Raw genomic sequence first — 19356 nt, forward strand, 5'->3', positions numbered from 1 at the left:
GTGGATGAGCTGTCAAAAAACCAGTTTACATGTACATGCCGCCGTCCACATGCAAGGTTTGGCCAGTCATGTAGTTGGCTGCATCGGAAGCAAGGAACAGAACGACGGACGCAATGTCCTCTGTCTGGCCCAGCCGTGCGAGCGGAATCTGGCTGATGAGGCCGGCTTTTACGTCCTCCGGCAGCACGGCCGTCATTTCGGTATCGATAAATCCAGGCGCTACCGCGTTCACCGTGATGCCCCGGCTCGCCAATTCGCGCGCGGCCGTTTTGGTCAGGCCGATAACACCCGCTTTTGCCGCCACGTAGTTAGCTTGCCCCGCATTGCCGATCACCCCTACCACGGACGTAATATTGATGATCTTGCCCGAGCGCTGCTTCATCATCGGCCGAGTCGCCGCTTTCAGGCAGTTGAATACGCCTTTCAAGTTGGTGGCAATGACGTCGTCCCACTCTTCTTCCTTCATGCGCATCAGCAAATTGTCGCGGGTAATCCCGGCGTTGTTGACCAAAATGTCGATCGTTCCAAAATGATCCAAAGCGGCCTTGAACATGTCGCCCACTTCTTCGGACGAAGAAACGTTGGCGCGAACCATGATCGCATCGCGGCCAAGCTCCTTGATCTTGGCCACGGTCTCCGCAGCTGCCGCTTCGCTTCCTGCGTAGTTTACCACGACATTCGCCCCTGCTTCGGCCAGCTTGAGGGCAATGGCACGGCCAATCCCGCGGGAGGCTCCTGTCACAAGCGCTGTTTTTCCTGTTAGCATAGTATCCCTCCGTTCAAAAGCTCAGTCAAGGACTCCATGTCCTGCACCGAAACGATCGTCGTATCGGCTGGCGCGATTTTCTTAATCAGTCCCGCAAGCACCTTGCCTGGTCCGATTTCCACGAATGTGGTCACGCCTGCTTCTACCATCCACTGCACCGAGTCCTCCCACAAAACCGGAGCGGATACTTGCTGCACCAGTTGCTCGACAATCGTCGCCGCTTCGGTAACCGGGCGTGCCGTCACGTTTGCCACGACTGGTACGCTTGCTTCGCGGACTGTGACGCCTGCAAGCACCGCCTGCAATTTGTCTGCAGCCGGCTGCATCAGGCTGGAGTGGAACGGCCCGCTCACGTTCAGCGGGAGCACACGCTTCGCGCCTGCTGCCTTGGCCTTTTCGCCCGCCAGCTTGACCCCTTCAGCCGAGCCGGAGATGACGATTTGCCCCGGGCCGTTCATATTCGCTGGCTGAACCGGATAACCGGAAGCCGTCACTTCCTCACATACGGCTTGCAAGGCTGCCCGCTCCATGTTCAAAACCGCCGCCATCGCGCCCTGGCCTGCCGGAACGGCTTCTTCCATGAATTGACCGCGTGCGCGAACGACTTTCACCGCATCCGAAAAAGACAGCGCGTCTGCTGCCACCAGCGCCGAGTATTCTCCCAGACTGTGGCCTGCCACGAAATCAGGCGTATAGTCCGGCAACTTTTCCTTCAAGGCGGCCAGCACGGCCATACTCGCGGTCAAAATCGCCGGCTGCGTGTTCGCCGTCAGCTTCAGCTCTTCTTCCGGGCCTGCAAAACACAGACCGGAAAGCGAAAAGCCAAGCGCGGCATCTGCCTGTTCAAAAATGCGACGGGCTGCTTCCGACTGCTCGGAAAGCGTCTGTCCCATTCCGACGAATTGCGAGCCTTGCCCCGGAAACACAAATGCTACTTTCCCCACTACTGTCCGCTCCCTTCCGCTGGCGTGGTCGACCATTTCAGAAGCGTTGCGCCCCAGGTCAAGCCGCCGCCGAAACCTACGAGAATCACATTGTCGCCTTCTTTAACCCGTCCCGCTGCGATCGCTTCATCCAACGCTACCGGAATCGACGCCGAAGACATGTTTCCGTAGCGGTCGAGGTTGATCGCCACTTTGTCCTCCGACAAGCCGAAGCGTTGGACGGCGGAATCGATAATCCGCTTGTTGGCCTGATGCGGCACCAAGAGGTCGATGTTTGCCCGCTCGACTCCCGCTTTGGCCAATACCGCTTCTGTCGCGGAGTTCATCACGCGCACCGCGAATTTGAAAACTTCGCCGCCCGCCATGGAGAGATAGTGCAAGTCATTGGCTACCGTTTCGCTCGAAGCCGGGATGCGGGAGCCGCCCGCCGGCAAGCATAACAGTTCGCCGCCGGCACCGTCTGCGCCAAGCTCGAACGACTGGAAGCCAAAGCCTTCGCGCACCTCGCCGATCACAGCGGCACCTGCGCCATCCCCGAACAGCACACATGTATTGCGGTCTTTGTAGTTCGTAATTTTGGACAGCGTCTCTACCCCGACGACCAGCACGTATTTGTACAGGCCGTTGGAAATGAATTGGGCTGCCGTCGTGATGCCGTACAAAAATCCGGTGCAGGCAGCCGATACGTCCAGCGCCGCTGCCCGCTTTGCCCCCAGCTTATTCTGTAGAATGCAGGCCGTCGACGGGAACATCATATCCGGCGTTACCGTTGCCACGATAATCATGTCCAGCTGCTCTGCGCTGATGTTGGCTCGCGCCAGCGCTTTTTTTGCAGCTTCATAAGCAAGATCGGAAGAAGCTTGCTCAGCCGAGCAAATGCGACGTTCCCGGATTCCGGTGCGGGAAACAATCCACTCATCGGTTGTTTCCACCATCTTCTCCAGATCGAAGTTGCTAAGCACTCTTTCAGGTGTGTAGGAACCTGTAGCCAATATGCCTACCGAACGCTTTTTGTCCATCTGCCTCACTCGCTTTCTCCCGTTATATTTTTCTGTAGCGCTTGTGCAATCACCTCGTTCACATCTTGCCGAACGAAGCGGGCCGCACTGGCAATTGCGTTTTTCAGCGCTCGCTCGTCAGAGGAGCCGTGCGCCTTGATGATCGGACTTTTCAGGCCCAACAGCGGCGCTCCCCCGTATTCCGCATAGTCCATTTTGTTTTTGAAACGCACGAGTCCCGGCTTTAAAATGGCCGCTCCTACTTTATTAATCAGACTGGAAGTAAACTCCTGCTTCAACAGCGAAAAGATTGTGGAGGCTGCGCCCTCTACCGCTTTCAGCAACACGTTGCCGACAAAGCCGTCGCAAACGAGCACGTCGCATGCCCCCTGCATGACGTCACGCGCTTCCACGTTGCCGACAAAATTCAGCTCGGTCTGGGACAGAAGCGGGAAAACGGCTTTGGTCAGTTCGTTTCCTTTTCCTTCTTCCGTCCCTACGTTGAGGAGTCCCACTTTTGGATTGTCAAAGCCCAGCACTTTCTCGGCGTACAGGCTGCCCATCACCGCATATTGCAGCAGGTGATGCGACTTCGCATCCATATTGGCGCCCACGTCCAGCGTAAGCGTCACGCGGCCCAGCACATTCGGGATAAAGGCGGCAAGAGCGGGACGTTCGATTCCCTCCATGCGGCCTGCATAGAGCAGACCCGCCGTCATCAGCGCACCTGTATTCCCTGCAGAGATCGCTGCATCCACGATTTTTTCGCGCGCCATTTCGACTGCTACGACCAGCGAAGCATTTTTTTTGCGACGTACAGCCCGAACCGGTTCATCATCCGGCAAAATCACTTCCGTCGTCGGAACGATCTCGATGTTTGCCGGCACGTCTTGCGGCAGGTGATTCCGAATGGCCTGTTCATCTCCCACCAGTACAACGGTAATGGCCGGGTTTTCCTTGACGGCGGCAAGCGCCCCTAACACTGTACTTCGCGGTGCGTGATCGCCGCCCATCGCATCAACTGCAATTCGCAACCGTGTCTCCTCCTTACCTCTCATCCATGCCAATTCTGTGTCCCTGACATCTCCACAACCCGAAACGTCGCCGTAAACACCAATTCTCCCTGGACCTTGGTCTCTACGCGCACTTTGCACTCGCCTTTGTCCCGGCTGCGCACCACTGCTTTTGCCACCAGCTTTTCGCCGATGCGCACAGGCCGCACGAAGCGGATTCGGGCCGTTGCGGTCAGCGCCACATCGGCATTAATGACTGCTACTGCCAACGAGTTGGCCTGGGCAAAAATATAATGCCCCCTGGCAATCTGCGTCTTCGAAAAAACATGCTCTTCTTTTATTTCCAGTACGGAAATGGCTTGGGAATCGAGCTGCAAGTCGATGATCTCCCCGATCACCTCGTCGATCCCAAGCGATTTCACGGGATCGAGGCTCTTTTCGGCAACCGATTTGATCCGCTCGCGAAGCTCGGGAATCCCAAGCTCCAATCGATCTAAACGTATCGTTTGAATGCTGACATGAAATAGCTCAGCCAAATCTTCGTCCGTCGCAAATGGATTGTCCGCCAGCGACTGCACCAAGCGCGTCTGGCGGTCTTTTTTTGGCAAGCGGGCGATGCGAAACACCCCCCTAGCAAGATTCTCATTACGGATATGTATGATTGCGAGCTGTTTTTAATACCAGGTACCAAAACAGTATAAGGGAGAACGCGGGCAATTACAAGTAAAGTTCTTGAAAATAGGCAGCTCTCCCTAGCGATACATCAATCGAATGATTTCCTCGATCCCGGGCTCCTTCATCTGAATGTCCACCGGCTCGCCCCAACCCGCGACTTCCGCGAGAATGCGCGGCGAGGAAATTTGCCCTTTGTCAAAATGAATGGATAGGACATGGCCGTCAAGCTCCATTCGCTCAACGCCCGGCAGCTCCGCCAAAAGTCTCGGGGGCTGTCGGTATTCGACCTGAATGAGGCTGGGCAAGCCAATCTGTCGGCGCATGTCGTCGAGGCTCGTATCCAGCACCTTTTGCCCGTGGTTGATGGCGATAATCCGCTTGCACAGCTGTTCGATATCGTCCATGTCATGCGTCGTGAGAAGAATCGTCTTTTTCTCTGTCTCATTCACTTGTTTTAAAAACGCGCGAATGCGCGCCTTTGCGACTACGTCCAGCCCGATCGTCGGCTCATCCAAAAACAGCACAGGCGGATCGTGCAAAAGGGCCGCAGCGAGGTCCGCTCGCATTCGCTGCCCGAGAGACAGCTTGCGCACAGGCGTATCGAAAAACTCGTGCAAATCCAGCAGTTCCCGGAAGAGCGCAAGCGAGCGCCGATAGGCACGGTCGTCGATCTTGTACATCGCCTGCAAAATTTCAAACGAGTTTTTGAAAGGCAAGTCCCACCACAGCTGCGTTCGCTGCCCGAATACGACGCCGATGCGCGAGGCTACTCGGATCCTGTCTGTTTGCGGGCTGTAGCCGTCTATGCGAATCTCTCCCCGAGTGGGGTGCAAAATCCCGGAGAGCATCTTGATCGTGGTCGATTTTCCCGCGCCGTTCGGGCCAATGTAGCCGACGAACTCTCCCTCCCCGATGGAAAAGGAGATGTCGTCCACCGCCTTGACTTCGCGCTGCTCCCGGGAAAACAGGGTACGCAGCGAAGCGAACGGGCCTGTTTTGGGCGGTGACAGAAAAAACGACTTGCCGAGATGAACAGCTTCTATCATGCTCACAACCTCCTTAACTTCCCGTACTGTGATAGTGCCGAATTCCTAGATTCCAGAAGGCTCTTGCCAACAATAGCGCCGCCACCGCCGCGAGTGGTGCTGCAAACGGGTAGGACCAGCCGCCCCCTTTTCCGAGCAAGGTCAGCATTGGCAAGTAATTCATGTAAGCGATCGGGAGCGCCGAGAAAAACAGCCACTTCAGCCAGCCCGGATAGAGCGAGATCGGATAGTTGGAGGCATTGGCCGGGGCATAGATGGTGAAGGTCAGCAGATCCTTCATTTGCTGCGTCCAAAAGGACAGGGCCGCTGAAGCCAGGGCCAAGGAAAAATAAATCACGCTTCCGGAAAGGATTGCCACAGGGGAAAACAGCACCAGCCCCCCAATCGGTTTGCCTGCTGCCGCAAGCCCGGAAAGCGAAACGACCAGCACCGCCACTCCCTGCACCACCCCGCCAATCCGCGAAAGGTCCAGATTGCGCGTGAGCAAAAGCAAGAGCGGAGAGACGGGACGAACCAGCATTTGGTCGAACTCGCCGTGCACCACGTACTTTTCAAAATCGTTCAATTCTGGCGCAAACAACCGGTACAGCGATACGGAGGCCGAAGAGATGCCGTACAGCATGCCGACCTCGTAGATGTTCCAGCCCGCCACGTTGTCAAAGCGGTGCAAAATGGCGGACAGGACGATGAAATCAAGCACCATAATTATCCCGGTCGTAGCCGCGCTGGTGATAAAATTCATTTTGTACTGCATTTGCGCGCGAATGCTGGCTGCGATGAGTTTTCGATACAGTCCAAGCACCTCTCTACCCTCCTTGAATCTCCAGCTTTCTTCTCGCTCGCCCGGTCACCCACAGCGCGATCACCGTCAGCACGGCCGCCCAAAACGCCTGAACCGCTATCCCGTATGCAGGCGCCAATTCCAGCCAGTTCATGACCGGGTAGAAAATCACCGCTGCAAACGGCAAGAGCGGAGCGACTTCCCCCAGGCTGCCAGGCAACAGATCGACCGGAATCATCTGTCCGCCTAAGCCGAAAAGAAGCGACAGCAAAACAAGGTGCAACCAGCGCACCTCTGTCGTCCAAAAGGCAGAGATTCCGACCAGATAAAACAGGAGCATGGCGATGTAAGCCGCGAGCAACAGCGAGAGCAGAAACTGGAGGTAAGCAAGCGGGTGAGAAGGAACGGAGAAGCCGACGGCAAGCCCGAGCAAAAGACCGATGGGCAGACTGCGGTAACAGGCGTTGTAGAGCAACCTGCCAAACTCCTGGCTCAAGGTGTACCACAAATAGTGGACGGGTTTCAGCATGTCCAGGCTGACCGCCCCGCTGCGCACGCCCAGTTGGACATGCAGACCCGGAGACAAAAACGTCGTGACCCAGAGCACGCTTTGGCACATCGCGATGTAATGGGCCATCGTGGCGGCATCGTACGGACCGGGTACCTCTTTGCCGCGCAAAACGCCCATCCAGATCGCAATAAAAACAAGCCCGAACACCGAGCTTGCCAGATTGTTGACCAGATGTGAGAGACGATACTGAAGATTCCGTCGATAGCTTTTGCGGATCAACCGCCAGTAGACCATGGCACCCTCCTCATGGAAAAGTCAGGAATACCAGAATAGCAGGCTGTTTTGTTCTTTGCAAGCAAAAAAAGAAGATTCTTCCTGCAAGAAGAACCTTCCCCGCTCTATTTGCCTGCTGGCCCGAACCTGCCGATCCGGGCCAGCCAAAAACAAAAAAGCAAGGTGATTGCTCACCTCACTCTTTTTACGCAGCAAAGCTTACTTTGCTACTTTCACACCTTTGTAGTGACCGCAGCTTGGGCAAACACGATGCGCAAGCTTGTATTCGCTGCAATTATCGCATTTGATCATGCCTGGAATCTCTAATTTGAAGTGCGTACGACGCATTCTTTTACGGGTTTTGGAAGTTCTCCGTTGAGGTACTGCCATCTTCCTTACACCTCCTTCAACTGACAAATGCTAAGATGCTCTATTGGGTGGATAGTATAGGCAAAATGCTTATGCCATCCTTCAAAAATGAGACGCTGCATCCGAAGATCGGCGCCTCACCTTGAAAACAGTAACCAACTACTTGCTGTCCTTGAAAAAGTCCGCCAACCCGGCCAAGCGCGGGTCGATCCGCTCATTCTTGCAGCTACATGCCACTTCGTTGCGGTTCACGCCGCAAGTCGGGCACAATCCTTTGCAGTCCTCCTCGCATAAGGGGAAGGTCGGCATCGCAAGCAAAAAGTCCTCCTGCAACAGGGAAGTCAGCTCGATTTCATCGCCTTCCAGGGGAAGAATTTCGCTGTCTTCCTCTTCGCCCACGATTGGATCATCCGCCGGGGCAAAGGTTTCGGAAAAATGGACGGCTGCGTGATGGGTAAAAGGCTTCAGGCAACGGGCGCAGACAAAATCGACATCCGCCTTCATGCTGCCTTTTACGTAGTAGAGGTTGCCCAGCTGTACAGCCTCGCCCTCAGCGTCCACAGGAGTAGTCCCGCGAATTTCCTGATGGCGATGTTTCAGCTCCGCTGCATCCAGCGTCAGCCGAAACGGCAACGCCTCTCCTTTTCGGTGTTCCAGTTCTGCTAGCTTAATATTCATCGCACTTCACCTCATGCACAACAAGGATGATTATAGCCCGTGCAAAAAGCTTTGTCAACCATTTTTCCTTGACAGCCTGTTTGCTCACGAAGACTTCGGTTTTTGTCCGTCCAGATACGCAATCGCATCCGCCACATTCTTGACGGGAACGATCCGCATGGGCGTTCCGATCCGCTTGGCGGTAGCCACGGCTTCCTGATAATTGGAGGTGGCATCAGGCGTATCCTGGGGCGCAAAGAAAATCTCGGCCCCCGCCTTGTCGGCTGCGATGACCTTGTGACTGATCCCGCCGATGCGGCCTACTGTCCCATCCAATGAAATGGTGCCTGTACCGGCGATTTTATAGCCTTTTGTCAAATCCTTCTTCGTATCGAGCTGATCCAGAATCTCCAGCGTCATCATCAGCCCGGCAGACGGTCCGCCGATGCCCTGCGACGCGATGGTCACTTTTTTCGGAATCACGATCTCCTGCTTGTTGTCAGGGCGCACCCCGATCCCGACAGACTTTGACTCCGGCAACGGTACCAAGGTTACCATCGTTTTAGCCTCTTGTCCATCTCTCGTGTATGTAATCTCCACCTGATCGCCCGCCTTTTTGCCGGAGAGAACGCGCAGCAGGTCTTTGGCTTCGGCGGTGCGAACCCCGTCGACAGCGGTAATGACGTCTCCGATTTTCAGCACTTTTTTGGCAGGCAGGCCATCCAGCGTTCCCATCACCCATACGCCTTCCTTTTCGATCTTCACGTCGTAGCCTGCCAGGCGAAAGGCAACGGCCTCGGCGATCTTTTGCGAATTGTCCATCACCGCTTGCTCGCGGCGGACGAAGTCTTCGTTGTCCTCGCCTTTGTCGACGACCAGCTCCTTCGGCATCAATTCCGCATCGGGAGACAGGTTGGCGTAGACGTACCAGGCCAGATTGGCCTCGCCCATCCGTACCGTGGTGAGCATAAACGCCCCTTTCTCGTCCTTTTTGCCGCCCTCCACCTCAATCATCGGCCCCAGTTCAATCGCCGAACCCGGCCGGGTCACATAATAGTCGGTCGGGATAAAAAAAGAAAGCCCGACCACGGCGAGGATCAAGGCAAGACCCCAGCTACGTCCTCTGCTCCCCCTTGATCCCCGTCTTTGTCCATAAAGCTGTTCTTCGCTCATCCGCTCTCCTCCCAGTTCGCAATCAGTTGCTGGATGCGCTCTGCCTGTGCTGCACCCTCGCGTTCGCCCAACTCGATGATTTCCTCGACGCCCGTGTAGGCGATACTGCTATAATGTCCAACATCCGGACGGATTACGATGTCAGCCGCGATGATCCGATGGCGAAGAATTTCTCGTTCCATGACATCAATCGTCTGCGCGATGACATCAAAGATGCTGCCCACTTTCATCGGCGTATCGACCTGCGAGACGTCGACGGCAATGACAATGTCTGCTCCCATGTCTTTGACCACTGTCACGGGTACGCGGTCAATGACTCCTCCGTCGACGAGCAGCCGTCCGTCGACCTTTTCCGGAACGAAAATGCCCGGAATGGAAATGCTCGCCCTCACGGCCTGATCGATGGGTCCCTCGCGAAAAACGACCCGCTCGCCCGATTCAATGTCGGTCGCCACAATCGCAAGGGGCTTTTTCAGTTCCTCGATCCGCTTGCCATGCGTGAGCAGTTTGATTAACTGTTTGATCTTTTCGCCTGACACAAAGCCCATGCTGGGTACAGTCAAGTCCAGCCAATGCTTGCGCTTGAGGTTTTGCGCCAGCTTTCCCATCATGTGCGGATCGATCCCGTTCGCATACACGGCCGCGATCAAACTCCCCATGCTGCTTCCTGCGAGCATGTCAATTTCGACTCCGTACGCCTCCAATGCTTTTAACACGCCAATGTGCGCAAAACCGCGGGCCCCGCCTGAGCCTAGCGCCACTCCCACGATTGGTTTTCGCTTCGCCGTCATGCAACCACCTCCTGTAACAGCTTATGTGACGACTTCCTGTTCCTTTCACACCTGGAAAGATACAAGCTCACGCATAGTTCATCCCGCGGCCACGTAGACATGTACTATGATCTTTTCGTCGACACAGGAGGATTCCATGTCACGCCACTCACCGATGTTCACTCTGTTGCTTGCCCTCTCGACAGTCGCACTCGTCTTGACGCTGGTGATTTATTCGCAAATTTCCTTTGAAGCGGCAGTCCGCGGACTTAAAATCTGGTGGGAAGTCGTCTTTCCCTCCACCCTCCCGTTTATCGTCCTCTCGGAAATCCTGATGGGACTGGGGGTGGTCCACTTTGTCGGCGTGCTGCTCGAACCGCTGATGCGCCCCTTGTTCAACGTGCCCGGCACAGGCGGCTTCGTGCTGGCTATGGGCTTTTCGTCGGGGTATCCGGTGGCGGCCAAGCTGACGACCCGCTTGCGCCAGCAGGGAAACGTATCGAAAGCGGAAGGAGAGCGGCTCGTATCGTTCACGACGACGGGCGACCCCCTGTTTGTGATGGGGGCTGTCGCCATCGGCTTTTTTCACAGCGAACAAATGGGGATTGTCCTGGCCTTGACCCATTATTTGTCGGCTGTCCTCATGGGGCTGGTGTATCGCTTCCACGCTCCGTTTGCCACGGTATCCAAACCGTTGGAAAAAACGAACCTGCCGTTGCCGCTGCGGGCGCTGCAAGCGATGCACCGCGCACGAATCCGCGACGGACGGCCATTCGGCAAGCTGATGGGCGATGCCGTGCAATCCGCGCTGAACACGCTCCTCATGATCGGCGGCTTCATCATCGTCTTTTCCGTCTTGATCCAACTGTTTGCCGCCATTCACTTGACGCAGATGATCAGCACGCTGCTTGCCATCCTGCTCGGCCCCTTCGGATTTCCGCCCGCTTTTTCCCAAGCCATCGTCGCCGGACTGTTCGAGGTCACGCTGGGCGCGCAGGCAGCCAGTGTGGTTCCCGACGGCGTTTCCATGGTCTGGAAAGCCGCAATCGCAAGCGCAGTCCTTTCCTGGGGCGGCCTGAGCGTCCATGCCCAGGTGGCGAGCATTCTGAGCGAAACCGATATTCGCGTCGCGCCCTATTTCATCGCCCGTGCCTTGCACGCCGTGTTGGCGGCGATTTTGACCTTTGTCTTCTGGAATCCGCTGGTCAAGGTCAGTACGTGGTTTCTGGTAAAAAGCGTCCCCGTCTTCATGCCGACCCCGTCCGGAATCCCGGCTACGAGTTGGTGGGAGACGATCGCGTTTTCCGGCACGCTCGCCATCGGCGTAGCTGTCCTGCTTTTCGCCATCAGTTTGCTGGCTCGCTATTGGCAAAGCGGCAAGACGAGATAATCGTTGCCTGTACCGCTTACAGCTGCCCACATTTTCGCTTGAGCGCCTCTTCGACGGCCGGCGGGACGAGATCTGCCACACTCGCCTTGTATCTCGCCACTTCCTTCACGATGCTGGAGCTTAAATACGAATATTGGTTGCTGGTCATCATGAAAAACGTTTCGATCCGGTCGTCGAGTTTTTTGTTGATCGAGGCCACCTGCATTTCGTATTCAAAATCGGAGACGGCCCGCAAACCGCGAATGATGACTTTGGCTCCGCGCTTGTTCATGTAGTCGATCAAAAGGCCGTCAAACGAGTCGATCTCGACGTTGTCCATGCCCGCTGTCACCTGCCGCAGCATCTCGACGCGCTCTTCAACGCTGAACAGGGATTTTTTCTGGGAATTGATCAGAACCGCTACGATTACCTTGTCAAATACCTTTGCACCCCGACTGATAATATCGAGGTGTCCGTACGTCACAGGATCAAAGCTTCCAGAGCAAACGGCAATCGCCATCTTGCCTTCCTCCTCTTCGTGTACTGGCTAAGCAATCCATCGCTTACGCTTCCTGCTGCGGATCGTAATAATACAGGGTGACAGCTGTATCGCCATAGGTCGCTTCCCGATCTTTGACGCAGTTTTGAATCGCATCGGGAAAGGAGAGTTTGCTGTCGTGCTCGGCCACGATCCAGGCGCCATCTGCCAGCAGGCCGAGCGCTTGCAGCTGCTCGATCTCCTCCACGATCCGCTGCTTCGCGTAAGGCGGGTCGAGAAAAACGAGCGCGAACGGCTGGGCGCGTTTGGCCAGCTGCCGGATCGCCCGCTCTGCATCCATGCGATACAGTTCTGCGTATTCGTCCAGTCGGCAGGCGCTGACATTTTGCTTGACGACGGCGAACGCTTTGGCATCCCGCTCGACAAACACGGCCTTGTCCGCTCCCCTGCTCAATGCTTCTATACCGAGGCTGCCTGTTCCGGCGTACAAATCCAAGGCCCAGCCCCCGTCAAAATACGGGCCAATCATGTTGAAAATCGATTCCTTTACCTTGTCGGTCGTCGGACGCGTCCCGCTTCCCGGGACGGCCGCCAGTTTTCTTCCTCTGTGTTCTCCCGCGATGACGCGCATATTCGTTCACCTGTTCCAAGAAGTAATAAGGGATAAAAGCTGATATCATACTATCACAACTGCCTATCCCGGTAAAATTGGCAACTGGAAAATTTATGACGTAGCGAAGTATACACCGCACAAAGATTGGAAATCATAATGGATAGCGACGCAACGGTGTCGCTGACAACCGCGGAGAAGACTTACGTTTCCCCATAAGCTCTTCCTCCGGTTTCTCCTCTCCCATAATTGAAAGGCAGTTCACTTTGGCGCACGGCGTGTCTGATAGGAGCATTCCGTGCCAGCGCTCCCCACGCGGGAGGAGTTGAACCGCTGCCCCATCGTCGTATGGCGAGGGGGTATTTTTTTGTGCATGGGGGGAGCATACTACTTGCACATGTTCAACGAAGGGGGAATCGACATGGCAGAAAAACTACCGTCCGCGCAAAAGCGAAAAGCATCCCAGGCTCAGTCCGATGCCGACCGAACGGGAACAGGCGTCGAGCAAGCGCGGGACATGCAGTCGCGCGCGGACCAGTCGGACATCATCAAGCATGGCCAATAACGAGAGCAGCCGAAAAGCCAGTCGCCATCCTGCGGCTGGCTTTTTTCTGCCCGATGCAACGGTGTCAATGTTTCCCCGCCTGCATTTCCCTCGCGCCCTTTTCCGTCTGGTTACGCACACTAAGCGAAAACAGGCGAAAGCCCCCTCATTTTCACATCCAAACCGTCCGTACTGGAGGAATCTTATGCACACCGTATGGAAAGGCTCAATCAGCTTCGGCCTGGTCAACATCCCCGTCCGCATGTTTACGGCAACAGAGGAGCGGGACATTCGCTTTCGCCAGTTGCACAAGGAATGCCACACCCCGATCAAATACGCCAAAATGTGCCCGCATTGCCAGCGAGAGGTGGAAGCAAGCGAAATCGTGCGCGGATACGAATACGAAAAAGGCCATTTTGTCATGATCGACGACGAGGATCTGGAGGCGATCACGCCCGAGACGCGGCGGGCCATTGAGATTCTCGACTTCGTGGACTTGTCGGAAATCGACCCGGTTTATTTTGACAAAAGCTACTTCCTGTCCCCGCAGGAGACGGGCGAAAAAGCGTATGCGCTGCTGCGCGCCGCCATGGAACAGAGCGGAAAAATCGCCATCGCCCAGGTGACGATGCGCAATCGGCAAAGTCTCGCCGTCATTCGGCTGTACGAGCACTGCATCATGCTGGAAACGATTTTTTACCCGGACGAGGTGCGTCCGGTCAACCAGGTGCCAGCCTTGCCGGAGGCTACTGTCCCGCTCGCGGAAAACGAACTGAAAATGGCGACAGAGTTGATCGGCAATATGACCGTTCCCTTCGATCCGGCAAAATACACCGACAAATACCGGGTAGAACTGCAAAGCATGATCGAGAAAAAGCTGGAGGGTCAAGAGATCGCCACCGCTCCCACAATTGCGCGGACGAATGTGATCGACTTGATGCAAGCCTTGAAGGAAAGCCTGGCCTCTACAGCAGCAGGCACCCAGACCACTCCCGCCAAGCTTGTGCCCGAGCCGACTCCGACGGCCCCTAAACCGAAAGCCGGGCGAAAACGGGCCGCTTCCACGGCGAAAACGGATTCCTCTGCTGCCAAAGAACCCGCAGGAAAACCGGGGTCGGGAACAACCTCCACCTCGACTACCAAAACGCTTCGCCGCAAAAAAGCCACTCCCGTGTAATCGTGCCAGAAGCTTTGGCTGCGCCCGGACAATCGGCGCAGCCTTCACAAAAAAACCTGCCCTTTGCTAAGGACAGGTTTTTGCTCATTTCTTGACGAGCGGCTGTTCTGGCTCGATGTGAATATGAACGGTATTGATTTTGTGCACATACTTCATACGCTCTTCAATCTTTTCGGTAATCGAGTGGCTTTCCACCACATTCAACTTCGGATCGACGTGAATCACCACGTCCACCAGCACGCTGCTGCCGTGATAACGCGCCTTGATATCGCTGATCGCCTTCACCCCGGAAATGGAGACGATCGTTTCCTTCAGTTCCTCGAGCTGCCCCACATCGAAGCCATCGGTCAAGCGATGGGTCGCCTCTCGGAAAATATCCCACGCCGTTTTCAGGATGATCCCCCCAACGATAAGCGCAGCCAGCGGGTCGAGCCAATGCAGTTGAAACTGTGCGCCCGCAACTCCCGCAAACGTACCGATGCTGACGAAGGCATCCGAACGATTGTCGGCAGCGGCGGCGAGCAACGCCTGGCTGTTCGTTTTCACGGCCAGCTGACGGTTGTATCGGTATACCCCGAGCATGATGCCGGCTGTTGCCAGAGCCGTCCAGCCCGCCAACAGGTCCGGAGCGCTATGGTTGGCGTCCATCAGCGACGGAATCGCTCCTGTAATGACCTCCAGCCCGACAAACAGCATGATAAATGACGCGACCAGCGCCGAGATCGTCTCTGCGCGAAAATGCCCGTACGGATGATCGCGATCAGGCGGCTTGCGCGCGATGCGCAGCCCGATCAGCACGGCTATGGATGCCACCACGTCCGTCGAGTTGTTCAGCCCATCCGCCATCAGCGCTTCCGAACCGGTCAGCACCGCAACCCCTATTTTTAACGCCGAGCAAAAAAGATAGGCGACAATACTAACCCAAGCCCCTCGCTCGCCTCGCTTCAAATCCGAATATACATCCACACTCCATCACCCCAAAAATCTCAATCGCCCTTTTCGCTCAACGTTGTCAGAACAGAACGGATAAAAGCGGTTTCTCGTTTTCGAATCTCATCGTAACAGACAAAATTCGTGTGGGTCTACAGAAACAGTTTTAGTCCGATTCATGAGTATAGAGGCGGGGAAAATGTGTTGCCCTGCGGCAATTTTTGTTGGAAACTTTTTCTTGCCAAATACAGTGTTCTCCGGTATCCTGATTTTGCAACGAAACCAAAAACAAGCACGGGAGCTTGGAAATCACCAGGCTGAGAGGATGGTACTGTGCCATCGACCGTTGAACCTGAACTGGGTAATGCCAGCGGAGGAATGTCCATATGACAGATGAGCGATGCGTATCTGTACGTTCGGGATACCGTCTCTTCTCTGCTCTCGCGTCTGGCGTCGCATGTTCCCATGCGGCGTTTTTTCGCGACGGGCCTCTTTCGCCTCCCTACAAGGTTCGCGCTTTCGTGCAACCACGCCAAGGAGGTTTTTTTATGTCATCCCTTTCATCTTTTCCCGGAAGCCGCAAAGTATACGAGGTAGGCAGCCGCCCCGACATTCGCGTGCCGATGCGCGAAATTGCGCTATCGCCTACGGAGGGGCTGTACGGCACCACGCCAAACCCGCCGCTGCGCGTGTACGACACAAGCGGCGAATACACGGCCGAAGGTTATGTCGCCGATATCCAAAAAGGGCTGCCGTTCGTGCGCCAGCGCTGGATCGAGGAGCGAGGCGATACGGAGAGCTACGCCGGCCGCGAGCCAAAGCCTGTGGACAACGGAATCCGAAACGCCGACAGCGCAGGGAAAATGCCCGCTTTCCCGCGCGAAGGCTATCAGCCGAGACGGGCGAAGGCAGGCAAGGCAGTCACCCAGCTTCACTATGCCCGCCGTAACATCATCACGCCGGAGATGGAGTACATCGCCATCCGCGAAGGCGTCACGCCGGAGTTTGTCCGCGCTGAGGTGGCGGCAGGCCGCGCGATCATTCCCGCCAATATCAATCATCCGGAGGCGGAGCCGATGATTATCGGCCGCCATTTTCACGTCAAGGTCAACGCCAACATCGGCACTTCCGCCGTCAGCTCCTCGATGGAAGAGGAGGTCGAGAAAATGATCTGGGCGGTACACTGGGGCGCGGACACGATCATGGACCTGTCGACCGGAAAGCACATCCACACGACCCGCGAGTGGATTATCCGCAACAGCCCTGTGCCTGTGGGAACCGTGCCGATCTACCAGGCGCTGGAAAAGGTGAACGGCAAAGCGGAGGATCTCACCTGGGAAATCTATCGGGACACGCTGATTGAACAGGCAGAGCAAGGCGTCGATTACTTTACCATCCACGCCGGTGTCCTGCTCCGCTACATTCCGCTGACCGCGAAGCGCGTGACCGGAATCGTTTCGCGCGGCGGTTCCATCCTGGCTGCGTGGTGTCTCGCCCATCACGAGGAAAACTTTTTGTACACGCATTTTGAAGAGATTTGCGAAATTCTCAAGGCGTACGACATCAGCGTGTCGCTCGGAGACGGCTTGCGCCCCGGCTCGATTGCGGATGCGAATGACGAGGCCCAGTTTGCCGAACTAGAGACACTCGGCGAGCTGACCAAAATCGCCTGGAAGCACGACGTGCAGGTGATGATAGAAGGACCGGGCCACGTCCCGATGCACCTGATTCGCGAAAACATGGACAAACAACTGGCGATTTGCCACGAGGCGCCTTTTTACACGCTCGGACCGCTGACGACAGACATCGCGCCCGGCTACGACCACATTACCTCCGCGATTGGCGCGGCGATGATCGGCTGGTTCGGCACCGCGATGCTCTGCTACGTCACGCCCAAGGAGCATCTCGGCCTGCCGAACAAGGAAGACGTGCGCAACGGCCTGATCGCCTATAAAATCGCGGCCCACGCAGCGGATTTGGCCAAGGGCCACCCGCGGGCAAAACAGCGCGACGACGCGTTGTCCAAAGCCCGCTTCGAGTTTCGCTGGAACGATCAGTTCAACCTCTCGCTCGACCCTGAGCGCGCCCGCGAGTATCACGACGAGACGTTGCCTGCGGAAGCAGCCAAGTCTGCGCACTTTTGCTCGATGTGCGGCCCGAAATTTTGCAGCATGAAAATCTCGCACGACATCCGTCATCTGGCCGAGGATCAAGAACAGAGCGAGTCGAGCGCCATCGCAGCGGGCCTTTTAGAGAAAGCTCGCGAATTTCGCGAGCAGGGAAGCCAACTGTACAAATAAGCGTCCGGAGGTGGCTGGCAAGTGAACGAAGCGTTGCAATTGCGAGCAGAGATCGCTCGCCTGGAGGCTGACCTCGAACAGCGGAAGCGCGAATTGCGTCTTTTGCAAAAAGAGTGCGAGCATGAGTTCGTCGAGACGCCTCTGGCCCGCACCTGCGCCAAATGTCTGCAAACGGAAAGTCTCTATTATTAGGAAACTTCCCTGACAACGAAAAAAAGACCGCTCTCCCTCAACCGTGTGGAAAGCGGTCTTCTCTTCTGTTCGCCTGTCCGTGTCAGCTTGAGACTTTCGCTCGCAAAGGAAGTCCTTCCTTATAATATAGCGCAGGCGACAGCAGGATAAAGAAAATATGGACGTTCTCGAAGCCTTGCTTGTGCAAAATCCGGTTCATGGCGCGGGCGATCTCATCGTGCTGCTTCTGATCCCGGGGGAACATCATGATTTCCAAAGACAGTGGACTGTTCGTCAGGCGCTCGACCAGAAGCAGCTCCAGCTTGACCTTTTCCCGGCTCACTTCGGCGATGCGGGCAAACTCTTCTATAATAAGGGGCGATACCGATTGCAGCTTTTCTTTTTCAAAGCCTTTAAATCGAAGAAATGGCAAGTCAATTCCTTCTTTCCGGAACAGACAGCTACCAACAGCCACGAGAGCCGAAGCTGTTCCCAAAATCATTACCTTCGTAATTATATACGACAGTCGATTTCCGGAGCAACGAAAAAAAGGACTATATCTGTCTCCTGACTCTCTCCTTGCGAATAGGTGGTGGACGTACCACGACAGGAGGTTTCGGTCAGTCAGATATAGCCCATCCATACTTTCTGCAACGCGTTTCAGATCCTGCCTGATTCTTCGTGAACTGCCTCCTAGTATAACGCAAAGACAATCCTTCATCAATGAAGAAGTTTCTTAACATTCGTTCAAAACTCTCTGCTTTTCCGGGTGCATAGACGATGGCGAATCGTGACACCGTACAAATGGACAGACGATGAGATACGGGAGGCTACGATGAAGCTAACGCCGGTTATTCCCTTTGAGCCGACGACGACGGATGAAATCGCCGATGATCCGGACTGGATTGCGCAAGTCAAATGGGATGGAATCAGACTGTTGACGTACTATGACGGCAGCTCTGTCAAGCTGTATAACCGAAAGACAAACGAGCGCACGCTACACTACCCCGAGATCGCCGCGATTTCCGATTACTGCCGGGCACGATCCGTTATTCTCGATGGCGAGGTCGTTGCGCTTGGAGCGGATGGCAAGCCGTCCTTTTACGAGGTCATGCGCCGAGACGGTCTGCGACGAATGGAAAAAGTCGCTGCCGTACAGCGCCAGGTTCCCATTTTCTACATGATCTTTGACATCTTGTACGCAAACGGCGAGTGGGTCACGGCCTGCCCCCTGGCAGAACGACAACGCCTCTTGCAAAAGCTCGTCGCCCCGACCCCCACTGTGCAGCTCGTCGACAATTTTGGCAGCGGCCAAGAGCTGTTTCGGCTCATCCGGCAACAAGGGATGGAGGGCGTCATTGTAAAAGATTTGACAAGCACGTATGCCATTGCCGGAAAGGATCGACGCTGGCAAAAGAAAAAAAACTACCGGGATTTGATCGCGGTGGTGGGCGGAGTAACCATGCGGGACCAGACCGTCAATTCCCTGCTTCTCGGACTCTACGACGATCAAGGAGCGCTCTGGTATATCGGCCATGCCGGAACCGGAAAACTGACACACCACGACTGGCAGAGCCTGACGGAAAAAATTCACCCGCTGATCCAGGCAGACATGCCTTTTTGCAACAAGCCGGAGCGCATCAGCGGCACCATCTGGCTACAACCTGTGCTTACAGCCAAAATCCAGTACGCAGAGTGGGCGGAGGGACACTCGTTGCGTCAGCCGAGCATTCAAGGCTTCGTCGATGTTCCCGCCCGGCAGTGTACGTTCGGGTCGTAG

The 19356-nt window shown here is 55.8% G+C and carries 22 protein-coding genes and 1 riboswitch; of the genes, 6 read left to right on the forward strand and 16 right to left on the reverse strand.

Translation table 11 applies throughout. The annotated features are described in order from the left end of the window. Positions 1–25: 25 nt before the first annotated feature. From fabG to ACTHO6_RS09890, 12 genes are all read right to left on the reverse strand, one after another. Positions 26–766, reverse strand: a complete 741-nt coding sequence (gene fabG, locus ACTHO6_RS09835) for a 3-oxoacyl-[acyl-carrier-protein] reductase (RefSeq protein WP_440241352.1) — start codon at positions 764–766, stop codon at positions 26–28. Further along, positions 760–1710, reverse strand: coding sequence for an ACP S-malonyltransferase (fabD, locus tag ACTHO6_RS09840; protein ID WP_440241353.1), 951 nt, complete (start codon positions 1708–1710; stop codon positions 760–762). Before fabD ends, fabG begins: the two co-directional genes overlap by 7 nt. After that, positions 1710–2729, reverse strand: a complete 1020-nt coding sequence (locus ACTHO6_RS09845; protein ID WP_440241354.1) for a beta-ketoacyl-ACP synthase III — start codon at positions 2727–2729, stop codon at positions 1710–1712. The genes fabD and ACTHO6_RS09845 overlap by 1 nt, the downstream gene beginning before the upstream one ends. 5 nt (positions 2730–2734) lie before the next feature. Continuing rightward, positions 2735–3742 carry a phosphate acyltransferase PlsX gene (gene plsX, locus ACTHO6_RS09850; protein ID WP_440241355.1) on the reverse strand — a complete coding sequence of 336 codons (1008 nt, stop codon included), beginning with the start codon at positions 3740–3742 and terminating at the stop codon, positions 2735–2737. Between the two features lie 20 nt (positions 3743–3762). Beyond that, positions 3763–4347 (reverse strand): transcription factor FapR, encoded by a 585-nt coding sequence (gene fapR / locus ACTHO6_RS09855; RefSeq protein ID WP_440241356.1) that lies wholly within the window; start codon positions 4345–4347, stop codon positions 3763–3765. Positions 4348–4473: 126 nt separating this feature from the next. Next, positions 4474–5442 (reverse strand): ABC transporter ATP-binding protein, encoded by a 969-nt coding sequence (locus ACTHO6_RS09860; protein ID WP_440241357.1) that lies wholly within the window; start codon positions 5440–5442, stop codon positions 4474–4476. Between the two features lie 13 nt (positions 5443–5455). Continuing rightward, positions 5456–6244 carry an ABC transporter permease gene (locus ACTHO6_RS09865; protein WP_440241358.1) on the reverse strand — a complete coding sequence of 263 codons (789 nt, stop codon included), beginning with the start codon at positions 6242–6244 and terminating at the stop codon, positions 5456–5458. A 4-nt stretch (positions 6245–6248) separates the two neighbouring features. Continuing rightward, the gene (locus ACTHO6_RS09870) at positions 6249–7028 is read right to left on the reverse strand and encodes an ABC transporter permease (RefSeq protein ID WP_440241359.1); all 780 of its coding nucleotides are present in this window, start codon (positions 7026–7028) and stop codon (positions 6249–6251) included. A gap of 198 nt (positions 7029–7226) precedes the next feature. Then, positions 7227–7397: a 50S ribosomal protein L32 gene (rpmF, locus tag ACTHO6_RS09875; protein ID WP_005834357.1), complete on the reverse strand. Its 171-nt coding sequence runs from the start codon at positions 7395–7397 to the stop codon at positions 7227–7229. A gap of 138 nt (positions 7398–7535) precedes the next feature. Further along, the gene (locus tag ACTHO6_RS09880) at positions 7536–8054 is read right to left on the reverse strand and encodes a YceD family protein (RefSeq protein ID WP_440241360.1); all 519 of its coding nucleotides are present in this window, start codon (positions 8052–8054) and stop codon (positions 7536–7538) included. 84 nt (positions 8055–8138) lie between these two features. After that, positions 8139–9206: a SepM family pheromone-processing serine protease gene (locus tag ACTHO6_RS09885; protein WP_440241361.1), complete on the reverse strand. Its 1068-nt coding sequence runs from the start codon at positions 9204–9206 to the stop codon at positions 8139–8141. After that, positions 9203–9997, reverse strand: a complete 795-nt coding sequence (locus ACTHO6_RS09890) for a patatin-like phospholipase family protein (RefSeq protein ID WP_440241362.1) — start codon at positions 9995–9997, stop codon at positions 9203–9205. The genes ACTHO6_RS09885 and ACTHO6_RS09890 overlap by 4 nt, the downstream gene beginning before the upstream one ends. Before the next feature lie 136 nt (positions 9998–10133). On the opposite strand from ACTHO6_RS09890, the gene ylbJ reads away from it, so the two are divergent. Continuing rightward, complete coding sequence (gene ylbJ, locus ACTHO6_RS09895; RefSeq protein ID WP_440241363.1) at positions 10134–11366, forward strand: sporulation integral membrane protein YlbJ; 1233 nt, start codon at positions 10134–10136, stop codon at positions 11364–11366. Between the two features lie 16 nt (positions 11367–11382). On the opposite strand, the gene coaD is transcribed toward ylbJ, so the two are convergent. Next, positions 11383–11865 (reverse strand): pantetheine-phosphate adenylyltransferase, encoded by a 483-nt coding sequence (gene coaD / locus ACTHO6_RS09900; RefSeq protein WP_440241364.1) that lies wholly within the window; start codon positions 11863–11865, stop codon positions 11383–11385. Between the two features lie 43 nt (positions 11866–11908). Next, the gene (gene rsmD, locus ACTHO6_RS09905; protein WP_440241365.1) at positions 11909–12475 is read right to left on the reverse strand and encodes a 16S rRNA (guanine(966)-N(2))-methyltransferase RsmD; all 567 of its coding nucleotides are present in this window, start codon (positions 12473–12475) and stop codon (positions 11909–11911) included. A 400-nt stretch (positions 12476–12875) separates the two neighbouring features. Here rsmD and ACTHO6_RS09910 point away from each other — a divergent pair, with 400 nt between their 5' ends. Then, positions 12876–13019 carry a hypothetical protein gene (locus ACTHO6_RS09910; RefSeq protein ID WP_440241366.1) on the forward strand — a complete coding sequence of 48 codons (144 nt, stop codon included), beginning with the start codon at positions 12876–12878 and terminating at the stop codon, positions 13017–13019. Positions 13020–13203: 184 nt separating this feature from the next. Then, a complete protein-coding gene (ku, locus tag ACTHO6_RS09915; protein WP_440241367.1) occupies positions 13204–14175 on the forward strand; it encodes a non-homologous end joining protein Ku in 972 nt (323 codons plus the stop codon). Positions 14176–14259: 84 nt separating this feature from the next. Here the strand turns inward: ku and ACTHO6_RS09920 are convergent, their stop codons facing one another. Further along, complete coding sequence (locus ACTHO6_RS09920; protein WP_440241368.1) at positions 14260–15141, reverse strand: cation diffusion facilitator family transporter; 882 nt, start codon at positions 15139–15141, stop codon at positions 14260–14262. 249 nt (positions 15142–15390) lie between these two features. Then, positions 15391–15501, forward strand: a riboswitch (TPP riboswitch). Between the two features lie 152 nt (positions 15502–15653). Between ACTHO6_RS09920 and thiC the strand changes: the two genes are divergently transcribed. Both thiC and ACTHO6_RS09930 read left to right on the forward strand, forming a co-directional pair. Continuing rightward, positions 15654–17405 (forward strand): phosphomethylpyrimidine synthase ThiC, encoded by a 1752-nt coding sequence (thiC, locus tag ACTHO6_RS09925; protein WP_440241369.1) that lies wholly within the window; start codon positions 15654–15656, stop codon positions 17403–17405. 21 nt (positions 17406–17426) lie between these two features. After that, positions 17427–17597 (forward strand): hypothetical protein, encoded by a 171-nt coding sequence (locus ACTHO6_RS09930; protein ID WP_440241370.1) that lies wholly within the window; start codon positions 17427–17429, stop codon positions 17595–17597. Between the two features lie 82 nt (positions 17598–17679). Here the strand turns inward: ACTHO6_RS09930 and ACTHO6_RS09935 are convergent, their stop codons facing one another. Continuing rightward, entirely contained in the window at positions 17680–18009 is a 330-nt protein-coding gene (locus ACTHO6_RS09935; protein ID WP_440241371.1) for a DUF1904 family protein, read from the reverse strand. A 402-nt stretch (positions 18010–18411) separates the two neighbouring features. Between ACTHO6_RS09935 and ACTHO6_RS09940 the strand changes: the two genes are divergently transcribed. Beyond that, positions 18412–19356, forward strand: a complete 945-nt coding sequence (locus ACTHO6_RS09940; RefSeq protein WP_440241372.1) for an ATP-dependent DNA ligase — start codon at positions 18412–18414, stop codon at positions 19354–19356.

The organism is Brevibacillus sp. SAFN-007a (assembly GCF_051967035.1).
Taxonomy (GTDB): domain Bacteria; phylum Bacillota; class Bacilli; order Brevibacillales; family Brevibacillaceae; genus Brevibacillus.

Bases quoted from the DNA above. Each gene is read 5' to 3' on its own strand.
- fabG (WP_440241352.1), bottom strand. From the start codon at position 766: ATGCTAACAGGAAAAACAGCGCTTGTGACAGGAGCCTCCCGCGGGATT.
- ACTHO6_RS09845 (WP_440241354.1), bottom strand. From the start codon at position 2,729: ATGGACAAAAAGCGTTCGGTAGGCATATTGGCTACAGGTTCCTACACA.
- ACTHO6_RS09860 (WP_440241357.1), bottom strand. From the start codon at position 5,442: ATGATAGAAGCTGTTCATCTCGGCAAGTCGTTTTTTCTGTCACCGCCC.
- ACTHO6_RS09870 (WP_440241359.1), bottom strand. From the start codon at position 7,028: ATGGTCTACTGGCGGTTGATCCGCAAAAGCTATCGACGGAATCTTCAG.
- rpmF (WP_005834357.1), bottom strand. From the start codon at position 7,397: ATGGCAGTACCTCAACGGAGAACTTCCAAAACCCGTAAAAGAATGCGT.
- ACTHO6_RS09880 (WP_440241360.1), bottom strand. From the start codon at position 8,054: ATGAATATTAAGCTAGCAGAACTGGAACACCGAAAAGGAGAGGCGTTG.
- ACTHO6_RS09885 (WP_440241361.1), bottom strand. From the start codon at position 9,206: ATGAGCGAAGAACAGCTTTATGGACAAAGACGGGGATCAAGGGGGAGC.
- ACTHO6_RS09890 (WP_440241362.1), bottom strand. From the start codon at position 9,997: ATGACGGCGAAGCGAAAACCAATCGTGGGAGTGGCGCTAGGCTCAGGC.
- ylbJ (WP_440241363.1), top strand. From the start codon at position 10,134: ATGTCACGCCACTCACCGATGTTCACTCTGTTGCTTGCCCTCTCGACA.
- coaD (WP_440241364.1), bottom strand. From the start codon at position 11,865: ATGGCGATTGCCGTTTGCTCTGGAAGCTTTGATCCTGTGACGTACGGA.
- rsmD (WP_440241365.1), bottom strand. From the start codon at position 12,475: ATGCGCGTCATCGCGGGAGAACACAGAGGAAGAAAACTGGCGGCCGTC.
- ACTHO6_RS09910 (WP_440241366.1), top strand. From the start codon at position 12,876: ATGGCAGAAAAACTACCGTCCGCGCAAAAGCGAAAAGCATCCCAGGCT.
- ku (WP_440241367.1), top strand. From the start codon at position 13,204: ATGCACACCGTATGGAAAGGCTCAATCAGCTTCGGCCTGGTCAACATC.
- thiC (WP_440241369.1), top strand. From the start codon at position 15,654: ATGTCATCCCTTTCATCTTTTCCCGGAAGCCGCAAAGTATACGAGGTA.
- ACTHO6_RS09940 (WP_440241372.1), top strand. From the start codon at position 18,412: ATGAAGCTAACGCCGGTTATTCCCTTTGAGCCGACGACGACGGATGAA.